Origin of the sequence: Marinomonas pollencensis, assembly GCF_003387375.1 — a bacterium.
GTDB classification, from domain to species: Bacteria; Pseudomonadota; Gammaproteobacteria; order Pseudomonadales; family Marinomonadaceae; genus Marinomonas; species Marinomonas pollencensis.
This window is the reverse complement of the sequence record NZ_QUNG01000001.1, coordinates 452,551-471,378: the sequence shown is the minus strand read 5'-3', so window position 1 is coordinate 471,378 and position 18,828 is coordinate 452,551. Positions and strand designations below refer to the sequence as shown.

18 protein-coding genes are annotated in these 18,828 nt (G+C 45.2%); 15 read left to right on the top strand and 3 right to left on the bottom strand.

Annotated features, from left to right (window positions below; genetic code table 11):
- The first annotated feature begins 3 nt into the window (after nt 1-3).
- The gene (locus DFP81_RS02150; protein ID WP_115896107.1) at nt 4-2,049 is read left to right on the top strand and encodes an FUSC family protein; all 2,046 of its coding nucleotides are present in this window, start codon (nt 4-6) and stop codon (nt 2,047-2,049) included.
- Nucleotides 2,050-2,099: 50 nt separating this feature from the next.
- Here the strand turns inward: DFP81_RS02150 and DFP81_RS02145 are convergent, their stop codons facing one another.
- Complete coding sequence (locus tag DFP81_RS02145) at nt 2,100-2,780, bottom strand: nucleoside/nucleotide kinase family protein (RefSeq protein ID WP_115896106.1); 681 nt, start codon at nt 2,778-2,780, stop codon at nt 2,100-2,102.
- Between the two features lie 223 nt (nt 2,781-3,003).
- On the opposite strand from DFP81_RS02145, the gene DFP81_RS02140 reads away from it, so the two are divergent.
- From DFP81_RS02140 to rpoS, 12 genes are all read left to right on the top strand, one after another.
- Nucleotides 3,004-3,960: a PDR/VanB family oxidoreductase gene (locus DFP81_RS02140; protein WP_115896105.1), complete on the top strand. Its 957-nt coding sequence runs from the start codon at nt 3,004-3,006 to the stop codon at nt 3,958-3,960.
- 182 nt (nt 3,961-4,142) lie between these two features.
- On the top strand, nt 4,143-5,777 hold the full coding sequence (locus DFP81_RS02135) for a CTP synthase (RefSeq protein ID WP_115896104.1): 1,635 nt from the start codon (nt 4,143-4,145) through the stop codon (nt 5,775-5,777).
- Nucleotides 5,778-5,828: 51 nt separating this feature from the next.
- Complete coding sequence (eno, locus tag DFP81_RS02130) at nt 5,829-7,127, top strand: phosphopyruvate hydratase (RefSeq protein ID WP_115896103.1); 1,299 nt, start codon at nt 5,829-5,831, stop codon at nt 7,125-7,127.
- Between the two features lie 108 nt (nt 7,128-7,235).
- Nucleotides 7,236-7,511: a septum formation initiator family protein gene (locus DFP81_RS02125; protein ID WP_115896102.1), complete on the top strand. Its 276-nt coding sequence runs from the start codon at nt 7,236-7,238 to the stop codon at nt 7,509-7,511.
- Nucleotides 7,508-8,200: a 2-C-methyl-D-erythritol 4-phosphate cytidylyltransferase gene (gene ispD, locus DFP81_RS02120; RefSeq protein WP_115896101.1), complete on the top strand. Its 693-nt coding sequence runs from the start codon at nt 7,508-7,510 to the stop codon at nt 8,198-8,200. The genes DFP81_RS02125 and ispD overlap by 4 nt, the downstream gene beginning before the upstream one ends.
- Before the next feature lie 22 nt (nt 8,201-8,222).
- Nucleotides 8,223-8,711: a 2-C-methyl-D-erythritol 2,4-cyclodiphosphate synthase gene (gene ispF / locus DFP81_RS02115; protein ID WP_115896100.1), complete on the top strand. Its 489-nt coding sequence runs from the start codon at nt 8,223-8,225 to the stop codon at nt 8,709-8,711.
- Nucleotides 8,708-9,805: a tRNA pseudouridine(13) synthase TruD gene (gene truD / locus DFP81_RS02110; RefSeq protein WP_245959058.1), complete on the top strand. Its 1,098-nt coding sequence runs from the start codon at nt 8,708-8,710 to the stop codon at nt 9,803-9,805. Before ispF ends, truD begins: the two co-directional genes overlap by 4 nt.
- On the top strand, nt 9,783-10,529 hold the full coding sequence (surE, locus tag DFP81_RS02105) for a 5'/3'-nucleotidase SurE (RefSeq protein WP_115896098.1): 747 nt from the start codon (nt 9,783-9,785) through the stop codon (nt 10,527-10,529). Before truD ends, surE begins: the two co-directional genes overlap by 23 nt.
- Nucleotides 10,526-11,191, top strand: coding sequence for a protein-L-isoaspartate(D-aspartate) O-methyltransferase (locus tag DFP81_RS02100; RefSeq protein WP_115896097.1), 666 nt, complete (start codon nt 10,526-10,528; stop codon nt 11,189-11,191). The genes surE and DFP81_RS02100 overlap by 4 nt, the downstream gene beginning before the upstream one ends.
- Entirely contained in the window at nt 11,184-12,104 is a 921-nt protein-coding gene (locus tag DFP81_RS02095; RefSeq protein WP_115896096.1) for a DUF368 domain-containing protein, read from the top strand. Before DFP81_RS02100 ends, DFP81_RS02095 begins: the two co-directional genes overlap by 8 nt.
- 50 nt (nt 12,105-12,154) lie before the next feature.
- Nucleotides 12,155-12,988, top strand: a complete 834-nt coding sequence (locus tag DFP81_RS02090; RefSeq protein ID WP_245959057.1) for a peptidoglycan DD-metalloendopeptidase family protein — start codon at nt 12,155-12,157, stop codon at nt 12,986-12,988.
- Nucleotides 12,989-13,014: 26 nt separating this feature from the next.
- Nucleotides 13,015-14,013 carry an RNA polymerase sigma factor RpoS gene (gene rpoS / locus DFP81_RS02085; RefSeq protein WP_115896095.1) on the top strand — a complete coding sequence of 333 codons (999 nt, stop codon included), beginning with the start codon at nt 13,015-13,017 and terminating at the stop codon, nt 14,011-14,013.
- Between the two features lie 129 nt (nt 14,014-14,142).
- Here rpoS and DFP81_RS02080 read toward each other — a convergent pair whose 3' ends face one another.
- A complete protein-coding gene (locus DFP81_RS02080) occupies nt 14,143-15,564 on the bottom strand; it encodes an AhpA/YtjB family protein (protein ID WP_115896094.1) in 1,422 nt (473 codons plus the stop codon).
- Nucleotides 15,565-15,710: 146 nt separating this feature from the next.
- Here DFP81_RS02080 and serB point away from each other — a divergent pair, with 146 nt between their 5' ends.
- Together serB and DFP81_RS02070 are read left to right on the top strand one after the other, a co-directional pair.
- The gene (gene serB / locus DFP81_RS02075) at nt 15,711-16,628 is read left to right on the top strand and encodes a phosphoserine phosphatase SerB (protein WP_115896093.1); all 918 of its coding nucleotides are present in this window, start codon (nt 15,711-15,713) and stop codon (nt 16,626-16,628) included.
- A gap of 45 nt (nt 16,629-16,673) precedes the next feature.
- Nucleotides 16,674-17,606: a LysR family transcriptional regulator gene (locus tag DFP81_RS02070; RefSeq protein ID WP_115896092.1), complete on the top strand. Its 933-nt coding sequence runs from the start codon at nt 16,674-16,676 to the stop codon at nt 17,604-17,606.
- A 28-nt stretch (nt 17,607-17,634) separates the two neighbouring features.
- On the opposite strand, the gene DFP81_RS02065 is transcribed toward DFP81_RS02070, so the two are convergent.
- Nucleotides 17,635-18,828, bottom strand: a complete 1,194-nt coding sequence (locus tag DFP81_RS02065; RefSeq protein WP_245959056.1) for a molybdopterin molybdotransferase MoeA — start codon at nt 18,826-18,828, stop codon at nt 17,635-17,637.

Sequence of the window (18,828 nt, the reverse complement as noted above, 5' to 3'; positions counted from 1 at the left end):
AACATGTCAGCTGTGTTTCAAGCACTGTTTTTACCTGAGCGCTACGCGATTCTGTTCGCATTAAAAGGTGTCATCGCAATGGCGATGGCTCTGACTATCGCCATGTATCTGAATTTAGACCGGCCTTATTGGGCATTAATTTCAGCGGTCTTTTTACAGATGAGACCAGAAGGCGGCATGGTAATTGAAAAAGCCATCTGCCAAATTGCCGGTACACTTATTGGTGGTGTGGTCGGGATTCTCATTTTAAATTATTTTATGCCTTACCCCTACCTAGCCATTGCTATTGTGACCTTGTGGCTTGGTCTCAATGCGGCGTTTTCCGCCATGGTCAGGCAAGCCAATTTTATTTATGGTTTCGCCATGGCTGGAGTAACGGCTGAAATCATAGTCTTATTGGTGATGGTATCTCCTGCAACTGCCGACAGTCAGGCGGTGTTTGATGTGGCCCAAGCCAGAGTAAGCGAGATAGTGTTAGGGTCGATATGTGCCGCGCTAGTAAGCCACTTGTTTTGGCCGGTGAAGGTGAAACACGGGCTGCAAGCCCAGTCACGATCTGTAATTAACCAAACGTTAAACTATTTGGTGGCTGAGTTGGCGCTGTCTGGCACCCATGAGCAACGCCATCAGCACATTGACAGTATTATTCAAACGCTCAGTTTGGTCAGTGATGATTCCAGCGCAGTGGCCTACGAAGGCCCAGAGGGACCAGGGAGGGCTCGTGCTGCTAAGCAAATAAGTCATAAGGTATTGTCTTTGTTAGCAGTGATACAGATTTTTGGTCGTTTGCAGCGTCAGCATGCAGAAATGATGACGCCAGCGTTAAATGAATTGTTGGAACACTTTAGGGAAGTCTTTAGTAAAATTGCGGCCTCGGACGATTTTGATGATTGTTATGAACGCGTTCGAGCGCTGCGAAAAACGCTTATTGAATTACGCCAACAAACCACGAGTGATCAGCCATTTGAAGTAAGAATGCTTACCGTAGGGTTAGACTTAACCGCAGATCTAGCGGTTTTATTGCGCGCTTTCGGGGCTTTAGAAAACAGGGATAATAGCCTGCTTAAAGCACCAAGTGCACAAACACACCGGGATCCTTTGCTGGGGTTGGTCACTGGGGGACGCACGGCAGCAATTTTTTTGCTTGGCGCTTTAATCTGGATTAGCACGGGAGCCAGTGCTGCTTTAATGATTATGATACTGCCGACTATTTTTTCCATTATGTTGGCGCGTTTGCCGCGTATGGTTTTAAAGTTGGTGTTGCGACGGATTCTCGTTGGTGTTTTGGTCGCGATACCCGTTGCGATTTTTTATGCGCTTAATTTGTTAGCGAAAAGCGCAGGCCAATTAGAAATCTTATTATTGGTATTAGCAGGGCCATTTTTTCTGGGCTTGTTGGTTTTAGGTAGGCGTGACACCTTGCCTTATGGCCTAGGTTTTTGTATTCCATTTAGCATTTTAGTCCGTCCGGGGATGGATATGTCGCTGCCCTTTTCTGTGGATTACACGCTAAGCTCAGCGATGGCAATTTTTGTTGGGGTATGCCTTTTATATTGGGTCTTTGAACTAGTAGAAGGTCCCAGTAACCAATTGTTAGTGCGTCGCTTGTTTAAGGCAACGACTGCTGATCTGGCGCAATTAAAGCGCAAGAGCCATTCAGCAGATTGGTTTAATGGGCGCATGGAAGATCGTTTATTGCGGCTGATTAATTATGATCAAAGATCGACAACGCGTGTGGTGACGGACTTGGGACTGACAGGTTTAAATCTTGGGCACGTCTCCATCAGGCTGCATTCTTTATGTGAAGCTATCGCCGGAGGGGATGTAAAGGCGCTAGAGAAATGGCAAGCGGCATTAGCCAAGACTTTTATATTTGCCACCAAAGGACAGCATACCGAGGAGTTTGAGAGCGCTTGTCGGCAGTTGCACAATGAATTGGTGGCGCGGGTGGGAAACTCGCCACAAACGGACATGATTGAAGGTATGTTTCAGCGGATAAACTTGTCTTTAAAACGCAGTGCTAGCATGGTTGCCGAAGGAAAGCCTTAACACTGATTGGAAGTGTTAAGGCACTGCCCATACGCTTAAGCTCAGTCATATTAAACGGTGAGAGACCAGTCCGCGGCCGATTTGCTCGCCAGTACGAGGTTCGCATTCGGCGCGTCGCTTTGCTGAATTTTTAGCATAGCTTGATCATAGTCACAGCCCCAATCTTGCATGTGCCTTTTGGCGAGTTGCTCGAGCGCAAGCTCCAATGGCGTATTTAAAAACCAACATTGATCGAGTAAATGGCAGCATTCTTGCCAGCCATCTGCATTATGCAAAAGGTAGAGTCCTTCAATAATAACGATTTTAGCGGATTGTGGGATCAGGATATCTTCTTCAATAGGGTCGCCTACGCTGTGATCAAAGCTAGGCCATTTGACGTCTTGTTGCTGGTATTGGAAGAGAAGTTGGTGAACTCGATTAATCAATGCAGCGCTGTCGAATGTCCAAGGAGCGCCTCGCTTAGCAAGCGCCTCTGAAGCGTTAGGCCACTGTTTAAGAGTGTCTTTGGGGAAGTGAAAACCATCCATGGAGAGGCTGATAACTTGACCTGGGTGCAATTCTTCCATTCTTGATTCTAGGTAGTTAGCAAGTGTGCTTTTTCCTGCTCCTGGATATCCAATTAAGCCGACAATTGACCGTGTTGGCTTTTGTAGCAGGGTTTCAAGTTTTATAAGCGCTTGCTCAACGTCGCTTGAATAGGCGTATAAATTATGTATTTGCTCTGGATTCATGACCGTCTCCTATTAAGTGATCGTTGTTGATTGGTTCCCTTCGTTTACCGTGGCATGATGGGATTTATTGTTGCCGTCAGAGTGATAGATGTAAACCAGATGACGGTCTTTTTTAAGTACGAATGACGCAGTTAATGTTTAGCAATAAAGTAAAACCTGAGCATTGACACAGGGCAAGGAAGCGCAGAATTGATGCGCATATAACCGTTTGCTAAGGGGACATATGATTTCTGTTATTGTTGCTGAGCGACATATTGAAGCTGAAGGTATTGTGCGGCTTGTGTTTCAGGCCGAGGAGGTAAGCCGGTTGCCTGAGTATGAGGCGGGGGCGCACATTGATGTGCATTTACCAAGTGGTCGAATACGACCCTATTCACTTTGTTGGTTGCAGGAGGCGGCAGCAAGTTATCAGGTGGCTGTGCTGAAAACACCGTCGTCTGAGGGTGGTTCAGAAGAAATGCATCGCCTCTCAGTAGGAGAAAAACTCACCATCAGCGAGCCTAAGAACCATTTTAGCTTGAGCGATGCGGGAAGTAAGTTTGTGCTGGTGGCTGGGGGGATTGGGATTGTGCCTTTGCTGGCAATGGCTCAGCAGCTAGACAAAACAGCACGCCCTTTCGAGCTGCATTATTGTGCTCGATCTTCGCAGAATGCGGCCTTTGTTGATTGGCTCACCGATTCACCCTTTGCCGATAAAGTGCAGTTTCATTTTAGTCAAGAGTCAGGCTCTGGACGTTTGGACTGTGTACATCTACTGTCTCAACAGGCGCTAAATACAAGGCTTTATGTTTGCGGTCCTGCAGGCCTTATTCAGCAGTTAGAATCACAAGCATTGAGCTTTGGCTGGTCTCAAGATTATGTGCATAAAGAGTATTTCTCTGCTCCAGAGGACGCTCATGAAGCACTTGAGAACACGGTTTTTAGCATTAAAATCCACAGCACGGGTGAGGTGTTAGAGGTGGCGCCGGAGCAAACCATCACTGAAGTGTTAGAGGCGCATGGTGTGTTTATTCCAGTGTCTTGTGAGGAAGGTGTGTGTGGTACTTGCCAAACGGCAGTGGTGCATGGTGTGCCTGAACATAGGGATACATTTCTTAGCGAGCGTGAACGAGCTTCAGGTAAACTGATCATGCCGTGTTGCTCACGAGCAAAAACCTCAATGCTGGAACTTGACATCTAAGTCTCTATTTACAAGGTGTTGGCAAAATTTAGAGGCTATTTTCGTTTTCTTCCCTATAAAACAGGTGCGTTTTACATTGAGTGAAAAGGCTGGCGATGTTATCATTTTCTCCCGTCCTGAAGGTGTATTATTATGCGCCATCAAATCTCATTTTCTCATTCTTTAAGGCGGGTTAAACACTCATGGCGACACGATATATTTTCGTCACAGGCGGCGTGGTTTCATCACTTGGTAAAGGCTTAGCGGCAGCATCTCTAGCGGCAATCCTTGAATCGCGTGGACTGAAAGTCACCATGCTAAAATTGGATCCATACATTAACGTGGATCCTGGCACCATGAGTCCTTTCCAGCACGGTGAAGTTTTCGTTACCGAAGACGGCGCCGAAACCGATCTAGACCTTGGCCATTATGAACGCTTCATTTCAACAAAAATGGGCAAGCGTAATAACTTTACGACAGGTCGTATTTATCAGCATGTTCTGAAGAAAGAACGTCGTGGTGAATATCTAGGTGGTACTGTTCAGGTTATTCCTCATATCACGGATGAAATCAAACGTCGTGTCATAGCCGGCGCTCAAGGAGCGGATGTTGCGCTTGTTGAAATTGGTGGAACTGTAGGTGATATTGAATCACAACCTTTCTTAGAAGCGGTTCGTCAAATGAAGGTAGAAGTCGGTTCTCACCGCGCTTTATTCATGCATTTGACCTTAGTGCCTTACATTCGTACGGCAGGTGAAACGAAAACAAAACCGACTCAACACTCTGTTAAAGAGTTGCGTTCAATTGGTATTCAGCCTGATATTCTAGTATGTCGTTCTGAAGTGACGATTGAAGCGCCAGAGCGTAAAAAGATTTCTTTGTTTACTAACGTAGAAGAGCGCGCTGTGGTTTCTCTACCGGACGCGGACACGATTTACCGCATTCCGCAAATGCTGAATGACCAAGGCTTGGATAGCTTGATTGTTGAGCGTTTTAATCTTGACTGTGATATGCCAGACCTGAGTATCTGGAATAAAGTAACGCAGGCAAAATTAAATCCAGAGAAGCAAATCAATATCGCCATGGTTGGTAAATACATGGAGTTATTGGACGCTTATAAATCCTTAATTGAAGCCATGGATCACGCTGGCATTCATGCCCGTACAAAAGTGAAGTTGCATTACATCGATTCGGAAAGCATCGAAGAGAATGGCACCGAAATCCTTAAGGATATGGATGCGATTCTTGTCCCTGGTGGTTTTGGTGAGCGTGGCGTGGAAGGCAAAATTACCACCGCAAAATACGCCCGCGAAAACAAAGTGCCTTATTTAGGTATTTGTTTGGGGATGCAGGTTGCGGTTATCGAATTTGCTCGTAACGTGGCCAACTTGTCAGGCGCGCACAGTACAGAATTTAATTTAAAAGCAGAGAACCCAGTTGTTGGTCTGATTACCGAATGGACCAATGCAGAGGGTTCCAAAGAAATCCGGTCAGAGGAATCTGATCTAGGTGGTACGATGCGCCTAGGTGCTCAGAACTGTAACCTAACCGCAGGCACGAAGGCATTCGAAGCATACGGCGAAGCAGTTATTACTGAGCGTCATCGTCATCGCTATGAAGTAAATAACTTTTATTTGGATGCGTTAGAAAAAGCAGGCTTGACGATCTCTGGTCGTTCAGAAGACAATTCTTTGGTTGAAGTGGTAGAAATCGCCGATCATCCTTGGTTTGTTGCTTGTCAATTCCACCCAGAATTTACTTCTACACCTAGATATGGACATGGCCTGTTCAGTGCATTTGTTCACGCAGCATTGAAGCACGCAGGTAAAGAAAAATAATTAGCACAAACAGAAAGTTTGTGGTTTTTCATTTATTTTAAGAGGTTTGTTATGAGTCAGATCGTTGATATTAAAGCCAGAGAAGTATTAGATTCTCGTGGTAATCCTACTGTTGAAGCCGATGTTATATTGGCGGATGGTTCAGTAGGCTCAGCGTGTGCACCGTCTGGTGCCTCTACCGGTTCTCGTGAAGCTTTAGAATTACGTGATGGCGATAAGAGCCGTTACTTGGGCAAGGGCGTGTTAAAAGCCGTTGCTGCTGTTAATGGTCCTATTCGTGATGCTTTGATCGGCAAAGATGCGCTAGCACAAGCCGAGCTTGACCAAATCATGATTGATCTTGATGGCACGGAAAACAAATCTACTTTTGGTGCGAACGCTATCCTAGCGGTTTCTTTGGCCGCGGCAAAAGCCGCCGCTGCTGCTAAAAAAGTGCCTCTTTATGCACATATCGCAGACATCAATGGCACACCTGGTGTGTACTCCATGCCGGTGCCAATGATGAACATCATCAATGGTGGTGAGCACGCAGACAATAACGTTGATATTCAAGAGTTTATGATTCAGCCAGTTGGCGCGCCAAATTTCCGTGAGGCGTTGCGTTACGGTGCGGAAATTTTCCATGCTCTGAAAAAAGTTTTGAATGGTCGTGGCTTGAATACAGCGGTTGGTGATGAAGGTGGTTTTGCACCGGATTTGGCCTCTAACGCGGAAGCTTTGGCTGTGATCAAAGAAGCCGTTGCGGCGGCAGGCTATGAGCTGGGTAAAGACATTACTCTAGCAATGGACTGTGCAGCGTCTGAGTTCTACGATAAAGAAGCGAATATCTACGATCTTAAGGGTGAAGGTAAAAAATTCACTTCAGAGGAATTTAACTTCTTCTTAGAAGATCTTACTAAGCAATACCCGATCGTTTCTATTGAAGATGGCCTTGACGAGTCTGACTGGGAAGGTTTTGCGCATCAAACTAAATTGTTGGGCGATAAAGTTCAGTTAGTGGGTGATGACTTGTTCGTGACTAACACTAAGATTCTTAAGCGCGGTATCGACAATGGCATCGCTAACTCTATTTTGATCAAGTTCAACCAAATTGGCTCTTTGAGTGAAACCTTGGCTGCTATCAAAATGGCGAAAGACGCTGGCTTCACTGTTGTTATCTCTCACCGTTCAGGTGAAACAGAAGACGCAACCATTGCTGACCTAGCAGTAGGAACCGCGGCTGGACAGATTAAAACTGGCTCGCTGTGCCGCTCTGACCGTGTTGCTAAGTACAACCAATTGCTTCGTATTGAAGAGCAATTAGGCGGAAAAGCCCCATACAAGGGTCTTTCTGAGATCAAAGGTCAGTAATGTAAACTGATCTGAAAAAGGGAGAACATGGTTCTCCCTTTTTTTTATTTTTTTTTATTCTATTTCCTTTGATAATAAGGGATTGAGAGTAGATAGGCTGAGGGCATTATGCCGCGATTGATCTTTTTTTTGTTTAGTTGTGCGATCTGTTATCAGGGTTATCACCTGTATTACGGCGAGCAAGGAATAAAGCGACAGGAAGAGTTGGCCAAGCAAATTGAATATCAAGAACGCGTTAATCAGCGCCTTAAACATCGCAACCAAGCGCTAAGAGCGCAGGTGGATGATCTCCGTCAAGGGGAAGAGGCGGTGGAAGAGCATGTTCGCACCGAGCTTCAATACATTAAAGACGGCGAAGTTTTTTATCGGATAGTAGAAAAATGACACAAGCTCTCTGGGTTATTATTCCTGCTGCTGGCGTTGGTCAGCGAATGAATGCAGGCTTTCCTAAGCAATACCTTTCGTTAGCTGGCGACACTATTTTAGACCGAACCATTTCGATTTTTATTGATCACCCTATGATTGCGGGTATTGCTGTGGGATTGGGGGCCGAAGATGGCTATTGGCCAGACTCCAAGTGGCGGAACCATAAGCAGGTTGCGGTTTTTGTTGGCGGCTCCACACGCAGCGATACGGTACGTAATGGCCTGCAGTTTCTACATGAGCAGCAGCAAATAGGGTGTCAGTCTGTGTTAGTGCATGATGCTGCCCGCCCGTTATTGACCGCCACTGGTTTGGCGCGGATAGTGGAGAATAATCATCCGCAAGGCGCCATTTTAGCGATTCCGGCCCGTGATACGGTTAAGTGCCAGACGGACACTGGAAAGGTAAAAGGTACCTTGGATCGCAACCATATTTGGCTTGCACAAACACCACAGAAGTTCCCCGCAGACGTTTTATATGAGGCGTTAAAAAAAGCCGATCAACAAGCGTTAGCGGTTACCGATGAGTGCTCTGCAATGGAGCTTATTGGTTGGCATCCAGACCTTGTAGTCGGTGAAAGTAGTAATATTAAAGTGACTTTGCCAGAAGATTTATTGATTGCCGAAGCGCTTATTTCTCAACGACACTAATTAGCAAATGGGAGACTTTATCATGGTACCGTTTCGTATCGGTCATGGTTTTGATGTACATAAATTTGGCGATGGGGATCATATTATTTTGGGTGGGGAGCGTATTCCTTATTCTCAAGGTTTGGTTGCTCATTCCGATGGGGATGTGGTGCTGCATGCATTAACCGATGCTTTGCTAGGCGGGGCTGCGTTAGGGGATATTGGTACCCACTTTCCTGATACGGACCCTGCTTTTGCTGGGGCGGACAGCCGAATCTTATTAAAGCGCGCCTACCAAGAAATTCAAAAATTGGGTTTTATAGTGGGCAATGTGGATGTCACTATTATTGCCCAAGCGCCGAAAATGCGTCCCTATATTGATTTAATGCGAGCGAACATTGCTGCTGATTTAGAAGTCACCATAGAGCAGGTAAATGTGAAAGCGACCACCACTGAAAAATTGGGCTTTACCGGCCGTAAAGAAGGGATTGCCGTTGAGGCAGTCGCGCTGATAGTGAAGCAGGGTGAATGATGAATACCGAATGGCGATATGCTTGGTCAAAGCCAACGATTAGCGGTGATTTAAAAACTTATGTGCAGGACTTTTATGTCGAGGAAGTGCTGGGTTTTGAGCCGGATGAACAAGGTGAGTTCTGTTTTGTTTTTGTTGAAAAACAAGGTGTAAACACCGATTTCTTAGCGAAACGCTTGGCTCAAATTGCGGGTATTGCCCCTAATAAAGTGACCTATAGTGGCGTCAAAGATCGTCATGCCTGTACACGGCAGTGGTTTTGTCTTCATGTGTTGAATCAAACGCCAGATCTTTCTGGGATTCAAGATGCATTTCGTGAACCCGAAAGTGTGCGTGTTATTCGCCAAACTCGCCATTCTAAAAAGTTGCGAACAGGCAGTCATATTGCGAATCGTTTTGTCCTCAGATTACGTGAGCTTGAAGGGGATTTAGATGAATTACAAAGCCGTCTTGAGCTCATTAAATTAGGCGGTGTGCCAAACTATTATGGTCCTCAGCGCTTTGGTATAAACGGCAATAATTTGCATAACGGCAAAGGCTTTGTGCTTAAAGGTAGGCAAGGCCGCAACAAGCTGGCGAAGACCGAATCCTTCTGGTTATCTGCAATTCGTTCTTGGTGTTTCAATGAAGCGCTGAGTCAACAGGTCGAATCGGGGATGTGGGCTCGCCTGTGTGATGGAGATATTGCTCAATATCAGGCAAAAGATGAGCAGTTCCGTGTGAAGGATATGACTGCAGGACTGCATTTGACGGCAATGCAAGGAGGTGTTCATCCAGTGTTGCCGCTGATTTGTGAAGGCTGGGAAGCCGGCACTGGGCCACAGCGTGAGTTGGCGATAAAAGAAAGTTTGTCAGGTAATCAAGAACTGGTTGAGGCGTTAATTAATTTTGGCCTTTCTCGAGAGAGTCGGCTGGCTAGGTTAATGCCAATGAATATGGCCTGGGAATTGCTACAAGGGGCTAATGAGAAGCCACAGCTTATTGTTGAGTTCTCTTTGTCTAAAGGGTGTTTTGCGACCAGTATATTGCGCGAAATGATGGATTTTAGAGACATGTCAGTAGAGAAACATCATGAGAATATTGATCGCCAATGACGATGGTATCGATGCGCTAGGGATACAAACGCTAGCGCTTAATTTAGCAACGGACTATGAAGTGTTAGTGGTTGCCCCAGATCGTAATCGCAGTGGGGCAAGTAACTCTCTTACCTTAACCAGGCCATTGCAGCCAACTAAGGTATCTGAAAACAGTTATCGAGTGGATGGCACACCAACAGATTGTGTCAATCTGGCTCTATCGGGAGTCATTGCTGGACAAGTCGACCTTGTGGTTTCTGGTATTAACCATGGTGCAAATCTAGGGGATGATGTTATTTACTCTGGAACGGTGGCGGCGGCAATGGAAGCGCGTCATCTTGGGCGTCCTGCATTGGCTGTTTCTTTAGTGGGAGACACCTATTTTGAAACGGCTGCTAAAGTGGTTCAGCAATTGATAGAAGACTCCTCAAGGCTCACTTTGGCGCCTGGTATATTATTAAACATCAATGTGCCGGATGTACCTTATGAGCAGCTGAAAGGGGTTCAAGTTACCCGCTTAGGTTATCGCCATCGAGCACAAGAGGCGATCAGCGCGCAACACCCTAAAGGCTTGCCGAGCTTTTGGATTGGCGCGCTTTCTGAGCCCCATGATGCATCACCTGGAACAGACTTTCATGCGGTTGAAGAAGGGTATGTCTCGATCACTCCAATTCACACGGATATGACCTGCCATGAAGCCAGAAAACCGTTAGAAGATTGGGTTGTTTCATTGACGTTATGAGTCCATACGATCTGAACTGGTTGGTAAAGCATACAGAGCCGAGAACGGCTCAAATGGTGGCTCAGTTAAAAGAGCAGGGCATTCATCATTTAGAGTTGTTAGCTGTGATGGGAGGGCTTGCTCGCCATGAGTTTGTTGAGCCTGCTTTTTCTCATCTTGCCTATTCAGCAACACCATTACCCATTGGTCGTAACCAAACCATCAGTCAGCCACTCACTGTTGCACGCATGAGCCAATGGCTATTAGAGCATGCGCGTCGTGGTCGTGTGTTGGAAATTGGCACTGGGTCTGGCTATCAGACAGCCATATTGGCGCATTTCTTTAATAAAGTTCATACCATAGAGCGCCAAGAGTCTTTGTATTTATTAGCGAAAGAACGTTTGGCTAAAATGTCGGTGAATAATGTGGAGTGTCACTTTGGTGATGGGCAGGCAGGATGGCCACAAAAAATCGACATGGATGCGGTTATTATTACCGCTATGGCAAGTAAGGTGCCTTTGGCACTCACCGACTGCCTGAAAGAGAATGGCATTCTGATTATGCCAATTGATAGCCCAGCGTCCTGTATCGGTTGCTGGCAAAAGAAAGGTCAACAGTGGAAATGTTTAGGAACGGCGCCAGCGCATTTTGTTCCCTTATTAGAAGGTAAAGAATATGCCTAATTGGCTAAAAATATATCTGGGTGGTGTAATGATGGGAGCAGCCGATGTTGTTCCTGGTGTATCAGGTGGTACTATCGCGTTTATATTAGGTCTCTATGATCGTTTAATTCAGGCATTAAGTGGTGTTAATAAAGACAGTATTAAGTTGCTTAGTAAAGGGGACTTTAAAGGCTTATGGGCGCATTTTGATGGGCGTTTTTTATTGCCTCTTGGGCTTGGCATTTTAACCAGTATTTTTGCTATTGCAGGCCTAATCGCTCATTTACTAGGGACATACCCTGAATATTTATGGAGTTTCTTTTTTGGTTTGATTTTGGCGTCGGCGTTTTTTTTAACGTCTCAGATAGAAGGGTTTTCAGGGCGTCATCTGTTGCTTTTATTGATCGGTGTGGGGATTGGTGCCGCGGTTTCGCTGATCGTGCCGATACAAATAGACATTTCAAATACAATGATCTTTATATCAGGCATGATTGCTATTTGCGCCATGCTATTGCCAGGCATTTCAGGTAGTTTTTTGCTGCTGATGATGGGAATGTATGGGTTTATTATTGGTGCGATTAAAAGCCTAGATTTAATGGTTATGGCGATTTTTGCCAGTGGTGCTTTGCTGGGCCTGCTGAGTTTTTCTAAACTGCTTAATGCTTTGCTGCAGCATGCAAAGCAAACGACCTTAGCCCTTTTGACGGGTATTATGTTAGGTGCTTTGGTGAAGGTTTGGCCATGGAAAGTGACAGATGCTTGGGTCACTGTTGGTGATAAAAAACTGCCATTAGAAGGACATTTAATACTGCCTTGGCAATCGGCTAGCTATCAAACTTGGGAGAATTTATTGCTTCCTTTGATCTTTGTTTTTGCGGGTTTCTTGAGTGTTCTGCTTATTTCTTACATTTCTTTACGAAAAACATACAAGTAATATTTTCGTTTTTTAGGTGACTTTTGAGGTGGTAGGTTATCAATAATTTTGTGTCTAAAAAAACGACGGCATGGCTCTCTTCCTGGGGAATTAAGGTTGGGGTGTTGCTGTGTTTTTTTATTTCTGGCTGTTCTTATCAGGTCATTAACTTTCCTAACAAAAACAGCCAATCCTACCGCTCAAATAATGCTAGTGTGAGTTCCGTTCCTTCTTCTGGTTATCATCGAGTTAAACGCGGTGAAACTTTGTTTTCTATTGCTTTTAGCTATGGGCTTGACTATAGAGAAGTGGCGAGTTTAAACAAAATCCGTTCGCCTTATACTATTTATCCAAAGCAAAAAATTTGGCTAAGAAGTAAAGGTCGATCCATGGCGAAAAGCGTCAAAGCTACTCCAGCCAGAGCTCCGTCTAGGGCCCCAGTTGTTAAAAAAAGCGCCTCAGATATCCAACTGCAAAAAACCAAACCGCGTCCAAAAGTCGCTTCGAAATCTTCTAGTTCAAGTTCAAATGTCGTCTCATCTTGGCACTGGCCAATTAATGGTACCGTGGTCAAGGGGTTTTCAAGCGGCGGAGTTAGTAGTAAAGGTATAGACATTAAGGGGCAAAAAGGCAATTTAGTAAAAGCCGCTGCAAATGGAACTGTGGTTTATGCGGGAAGTGGTTTGATTGGCTATGGCAATTTAGTCATAGTGAAACATAACGATGTTTATCTTAGCGCTTATGCATACAACGAAAGGATTCTGGTAAAAGAGCAACAAGCTGTTCGCGCTGGTGATGCACTGGCTGTGATCGGTGGTAAAGGCAGTGAAAAATCATTACTGCATTTTGAAGTTCGTCGTGATGGGCAACCTATAGATCCGCTAAAAGTACTCCCCCGAAAATAAAAGAAAGCTGGGGACAAGGAGGAAATATGAAAGCAATTGAAACGAATAATAGTGCAGCAAAACGAATTCCAGACACGTCTAATTATGACCCTGATGTAGATAACAATGAATTAGTTGATACAACAGATGAAGAGTTTGAGTCTGCTGTTAGCGCTCGTTATAGCGATGATGACAGTGGAAAAGTGCTAGATGTTACGCAGTTATATTTGAGCGAAATTGGTTTCTCTCCCCTACTTTCTGCTGAGGAAGAGGTGTATTTCGCTAGGTTGTCATTGAAAGGCGATGAAAAAGCCCGCAAGCGTATGATTGAAAGTAATTTGCGTTTAGTAGTGAAAATTTCACGTCGCTATTTAAACCGGGGCTTATCATTATTAGATCTGATAGAAGAAGGTAATTTAGGCCTGATTCGAGCCGTAGAAAAATTCGATCCAGAACGGGGATTTCGTTTCTCGACTTATGCCACTTGGTGGATACGTCAGACCATTGAGCGAGCCATAATGAACCAAACGCGAACTATTCGTTTGCCGATTCATGTGGTCAAAGAGTTGAACGTGTATCTGCGAGCAGCCCGTGAGCTAACACAGAAGCTGGATCATGAGCCGAGCGCAGAGGAAATCGCCTTTATGCTAGATCGTCCGGTTGAGGATGTGCAGAAAATGCTCGGCCTTAATGAGCGGGTGAGTTCAATAGATTCTCCTGTGGGTGGCGAGGATAATGACAAAAGCTTAGTTGAAGTACTTGCAGACACTCAGCATCAGGGACCTGAAGAGGATCGTCAGGAAGGGGATGTATTACAGAATATAGAGGGCTGGTTGAGCGAGCTGAATGAAAAACAATGTGAAGTGATAGCGCGACGTTTTGGGTTGCGTGGTTATGAGCCTAGTACGCTTGAAGATGTGGGCGCTGAGATTGGTTTGACCCGTGAACGAGTAAGACAGATTCAAGTCGAAGCACTGCGTAAGCTAAGACTAATGATGGACAAAGAAGGTCTTTCATTGGACGATGTTATTCGCTTTGACAGCTAGGCGAGAGGGCTTGTGCCTACTTCTACTCGCTAAGTTGCGCTAAGTTGCGCTAAGCAAAGCCAGCAAGATAGAGTGCTCATGATTGAGCGGCTTTATCAAGCTGGCTTTGTTGTTTCTGTAAAACGTATTTTATTCGAGTTGGTGTTGCTGTATTTCAAAACGTTTTTGCTTTACTTTTTCTTGAAGCTTTTCGGCCATGCCTTTTACTTCGTAAGCCAATACCTCATCGCCATCGATATCGATAACTTCAGGCAGGCCTGTAAAAACACGATGTTGGATATCATTCAGCATAAAAATAGAGTCACTGAGTACTAGTTTATTGACGCTCTGTGAGTGACTGAGTTGTTCGACCTGGTTGAGCAAGGGTTGAATTGCTTGGCGATCAAACGTGTTGGTCGCCATCATTTCAGTGATTTCTGGACCTCCTTTGTGCAAGCCAAGGTGGAAGTTCAGTGTTGGAGTGTCTTGATATAGTTCATTGTTCAGCAGCTCTTCCATAAGACCTAAAAAGAGTTGCCCAGTGCTAATGGCGTTAAGGTATAGGTTGTCTTTACTGGTGGACGCGCTGAAAAAGATAACCACAGAATCATTGTTATATTGATGTACCTGCCCCATAAAGGTTTCACTGGCTTGAAACATAGCACGGTATATCGGGGTTAATAAATTGGCTACTTGCAGTTGCGTCATTTCCTCGTGCCAGTCATTTATATTGAGGATGTCAAAGTAAAGCAGGCAGCTACGCTTGTTGGATTCTTCAAAGATTTTATCAAAGTCCATTTCCAGTTGTGTTTTGCTAGCAGGCTCAAGGCTCTCAGGTTTGATCGTCACGGGCTCTTCTTTGATGGGCCAATCCAGTGTTTGTACGCTTTGAATGGCTTGGCACAGTTTACGACCTTCTTTAAATGACGGGCTTGGTAAAGGGGTATCTTTATGTCCTTTTGCTAATGCCTTTAAGGCATCGGTGGCGTCGTTGATGGGTGAAAAGAGCCAGCGAGCTAGCAGAATCACCAATAACAATGCGATTGCACAGATAAAAATGGAGACCCCAATAAGCAAATTGCTAAGGTGTTTAAGGGTTGATTGGGTTGGCGTCCTATCCAGGGTGATTAAAACATGGCCAACGACTTCATCGCGAAACCGAATGCTGGAGCTGTAAAGGCGGTGTTTATCAGAAGGTCTTAAGTCGATATTTTTAGAAACATCAGAGTTACCACTGTCTGCTTCGGCAAGCAGCTCGTCTTTTTTATTGTAGACTCTAGCGCTGAGAATATTGTCATCCACCACGAGTCGGTTCAGCAATACATTCAAGCTTAATAAATCATTGGTTAGGATGGATTGAGTTGCATTGAACGCCGCTTGAGTGGCTAGGCTACTGCCTAACACTTCGGTTTGCTGGTTCAAATAGCTCCCTAGAGCTTGAGTCATAGTAAACCAAATAAGACAGACTGTGAGTACCATCAAGCCAGTGAATGTCGTGATAATGGCCGCGGATGCCGTTAATCTTTTCTTGAGGAAAAGTGTTAATTTTTTGGTTTTGATGTGCGTCTCCATTTACGTCCTTCAAACTCACCAATAAAACAATCGCTAAAGTATACACAGGGTGTCATTGTTTTTCTTGGTTCTTTAAAGTGCAAGCAGTGCTTAGTTTCTATGGGGCTATTTGGTATAGTAGCGCGATTATTGTATTAGGAGCTTTTATGTCTGCCAGCATCACTTTAATTGGGTCTTTTCAACACGCTTATTTAAATCAATTTGAGTCTTGGTTAAATGAACATCATCTCATTGGGACGTTCAACACATTGAGCGATGATCAAGACGCTTACACCGTGGTTAAAGTGGCGCTTGAGCAAGCCTTGCCTGATGAGCAGCTTGCCAATATTAAGCAAACATTGTTGGCGCTATCAGACACAACAAAAATTGATCATATTTATCAATCAAAAACACCTGACTTATATCAGCAAGGGGTGGCTGTATTTGATATGGATTCAACCTTGATTAAAGCCGAGGTAATGGATGAATTGGCGGTAGAGGCAGGAATTGGTGAGCAGATTGCCGCTGTGACGGCCAGTGCAATGCGTGGTGAAATTGATTTTGTGGAAAGCTTCGTACAGCGCCTTTCACTATTAAAAGGTCTAGGCAGCGATGTGATGGACGGCGTCTATCAGCGTATTGTACATATGGATGGCATTGAAACCTTGATGAAGGTGTTACATCACTTTGGCTGGCACACTGCTATACTTTCCGGTGGCTTTACTTATTTTGCAGATCGAGTGCAGCATCAATATGCAATGGCGGAAGTTCATGCCAATGTACTGGAAATAGAAGCGGGCAAGCTAACAGGCAAGCATTTAGGACCAATAGTCGATGCTGAGCGTAAACAGCTGTTGTTGTCTGAGATCGTGGCAAATACAGGGGTTAATTGGGCCCAGACCTTGGCGTGTGGCGATGGTGCGAATGACCTATTAATGCTTAACAAAGCGGCTTTAGGTGTTGCATTGCATGCTAAGCCTCTGGTTAGAGAGCAGGCCCCATGCCCTATGAATAATTTAGGTTTAGATGGCATTTTATACCTGCTAGGCATGTCTTCTAAGCAAATCCGCGACATAGCCAATTAATTATTAAAGTGGTGGCTTGTTGGGCTTATTGGGTGGAGTAATCGCTTGTCAGAAATAAGATTGTCAGATATCGATCTAAACTTACTGTATATTTTTCGAGTCCTGATCGAAGAGTTAAATGTGACCAAGGCCGCTGCCCGACTGGATGTTTCTCAGCCAGCGGTTAGCCGATCGCTTTCTAGGTTGAGGGATATCTTTGATGACCCGCTGTTTGTTCGCACCTCCCATGGCTTATCGCCCACCACGAAAACTCAAACACTCACTCCAGTGCTGATTGATATGTTAAAAGGCTTAGAAAGCTTGATTCAGCCAAGTGAGTTTACGCCTTTAACCAGTCAGCGTCGGTTTGTATTGTCTACCACAGATTTTGGTACCTTAACTGTTTTGCCAAAAATGTTAGATCGTTTTCAGCAGGCTGCACCCAATGCTATTTTGGATGTGAAAGCTTGGGATGAAGAAACCGCCAATGAGCTGGATCATATGGAGGTAGATTTAGCGGTAGCGGTGCTTTCCAAAGAGCCTCCTGGTGGTATTAGGGCAATGCGTTTGAAAAGTGATTATATGGTGTGTCTGGCGCGTAAAGGGCACCCTAAAATTCATGGGGAGTTGACTCTAGAAGCGTATTTACAGTCGAATCATGTGCAGGTTGTACTGGGACGTAGAGCCTATTTTGCTGTTGATAAAGAGCTGGATCGGCTGGGGCATAAGCGTCATGTGACAGTTCAGTTACCCACTTTTGTGCCAGCGGCTAGGGTGGTGATGGACAGTGATTTATTATTGACGGTGCCGCGTCTGTTTGCGGAAGACATGGTGGCGACCGCATCAGGGTTAGCATTATATGAGTTGCCTTTTGCGAGTCGCCCATTTGATTACTCCATGATTTGGCATGAGCGTTTTCAACACGATCCAGCCCATCAATGGTTTCGTGGTTTATTAAGACACGCCTTTATCGAAGAAGAAGGCCAGCCGACTAAGTAGCGTGTCTTATTGCTAGCTAGTGATGGGGCTAGAACCCTGAAAACGGGTAAAAAGCGTAAGAACAGCCATACTCGATTGGCGTGTGCGCTTTGATGTGTAAATACCCTTGGCTTTCGCAGGCCGCGATTAAGGCGCCAGAGCTTTGTTGTGGGTGTGCATAGGCTAAACCATCAGAGCTGATTGAAACGCGTAAGAACTCGTCTCGTTTAATGGTTTTACTCCGATTAAAGCCGGCGTCTACTGGGTAGGAAATATCGAATAGATTTTCTTGTCCTGCACAGCGTGCGAGTAAGCGTCGAGCAAACCAATGATAGGTCACCAAAGTGGAGCTAGGGTTGCCAGGTAAGCCGAGAAAAGGGGTGTTGCCCAAGGTCGCATGGACTAACGGTTTACCCGGTTTAATGGCTATTTTCCATAAGTGAACCTTACCGAGCTTCTCCAGCACAGTTTTAACATGGTCTTCTTCTCCTACCGACACGCCACCTGATGACAGAATCACATCACTGCATTCAAGCAGAGTTTGAATGGCAGATTCGGTTGCTTGTGGGGAGTCCTTTGCATGTAGGCACTGAGAAACCTGATAGCCAGCTTGCGTGATGAGCGCGCTTAGCATGGGGCCATTCGAATTAAAAATCTGGCCTTCTGCAAGTGTGTTTCCCGCAGGAATTAACTCATCACCTGTGGTTAAAATGCCGACTTTGAGGGGGCAAAAAACGGAGACTTTTGTTTGTCCCAAACTCGACAGTAAGCCAATATGCATTGGTGTGATTTTCGTGCCTTTATGAATAATCACTTGGCCTTTTTTAATGTCCTGCCCTTGTGGGCGAATGTTGCTGTTGGCCTTGGCGTGAGGAAAGAGGATTCCAGCCTCTTGTGGTTGTGCTTCCTCTTGCATAATTACGGTATCTGCGCCTTTGGGAATGTTTGCACCAGTAAAAATACGTGCACAGGTGCCTTCTTCAAGAGGGGCTGGGGCCTGTCCAGCGGGCACTCGCTGGCTGATCGGGAAAACTTTTTCAGGACTCCAATCACAGAAGCGAAAGGCATAGCCATCCATGGCGCTATTGTCATCAGGTGGCACAAAACTCGTGGCAATAATGTCGTTACAAGTGATACGACCTAGGGCTTTATTTAGCTCAATTTGTTCTTCATTAGGTGGTGTGCTCTGGATATTTTCCATCGCGGCAAGAGCTTCTTCAAAGGGCAATAGCTCAGACATCAT

Coding starts and splice junctions, on each gene's coding strand:
- DFP81_RS02150 (WP_115896107.1), top strand. CDS start 4: ATGTCAGCTGTGTTTCAAGCACTGTTTTTACCTGAGCGCTACGCGATT.
- DFP81_RS02145 (WP_115896106.1), bottom strand. CDS start 2,780: ATGAATCCAGAGCAAATACATAATTTATACGCCTATTCAAGCGACGTT.
- DFP81_RS02140 (WP_115896105.1), top strand. CDS start 3,004: ATGATTTCTGTTATTGTTGCTGAGCGACATATTGAAGCTGAAGGTATT.
- DFP81_RS02135 (WP_115896104.1), top strand. CDS start 4,143: ATGGCGACACGATATATTTTCGTCACAGGCGGCGTGGTTTCATCACTT.
- eno (WP_115896103.1), top strand. CDS start 5,829: ATGAGTCAGATCGTTGATATTAAAGCCAGAGAAGTATTAGATTCTCGT.
- DFP81_RS02125 (WP_115896102.1), top strand. CDS start 7,236: ATGCCGCGATTGATCTTTTTTTTGTTTAGTTGTGCGATCTGTTATCAG.
- ispD (WP_115896101.1), top strand. CDS start 7,508: ATGACACAAGCTCTCTGGGTTATTATTCCTGCTGCTGGCGTTGGTCAG.
- ispF (WP_115896100.1), top strand. CDS start 8,223: ATGGTACCGTTTCGTATCGGTCATGGTTTTGATGTACATAAATTTGGC.
- truD (WP_245959058.1), top strand. CDS start 8,708: ATGATGAATACCGAATGGCGATATGCTTGGTCAAAGCCAACGATTAGC.
- surE (WP_115896098.1), top strand. CDS start 9,783: ATGAGAATATTGATCGCCAATGACGATGGTATCGATGCGCTAGGGATA.
- DFP81_RS02100 (WP_115896097.1), top strand. CDS start 10,526: ATGAGTCCATACGATCTGAACTGGTTGGTAAAGCATACAGAGCCGAGA.
- DFP81_RS02095 (WP_115896096.1), top strand. CDS start 11,184: ATGCCTAATTGGCTAAAAATATATCTGGGTGGTGTAATGATGGGAGCA.
- rpoS (WP_115896095.1), top strand. CDS start 13,015: ATGAAAGCAATTGAAACGAATAATAGTGCAGCAAAACGAATTCCAGAC.
- DFP81_RS02080 (WP_115896094.1), bottom strand. CDS start 15,564: ATGGAGACGCACATCAAAACCAAAAAATTAACACTTTTCCTCAAGAAA.
- serB (WP_115896093.1), top strand. CDS start 15,711: ATGTCTGCCAGCATCACTTTAATTGGGTCTTTTCAACACGCTTATTTA.
- DFP81_RS02065 (WP_245959056.1), bottom strand. CDS start 18,828: ATGATGTCTGAGCTATTGCCCTTTGAAGAAGCTCTTGCCGCGATGGAA.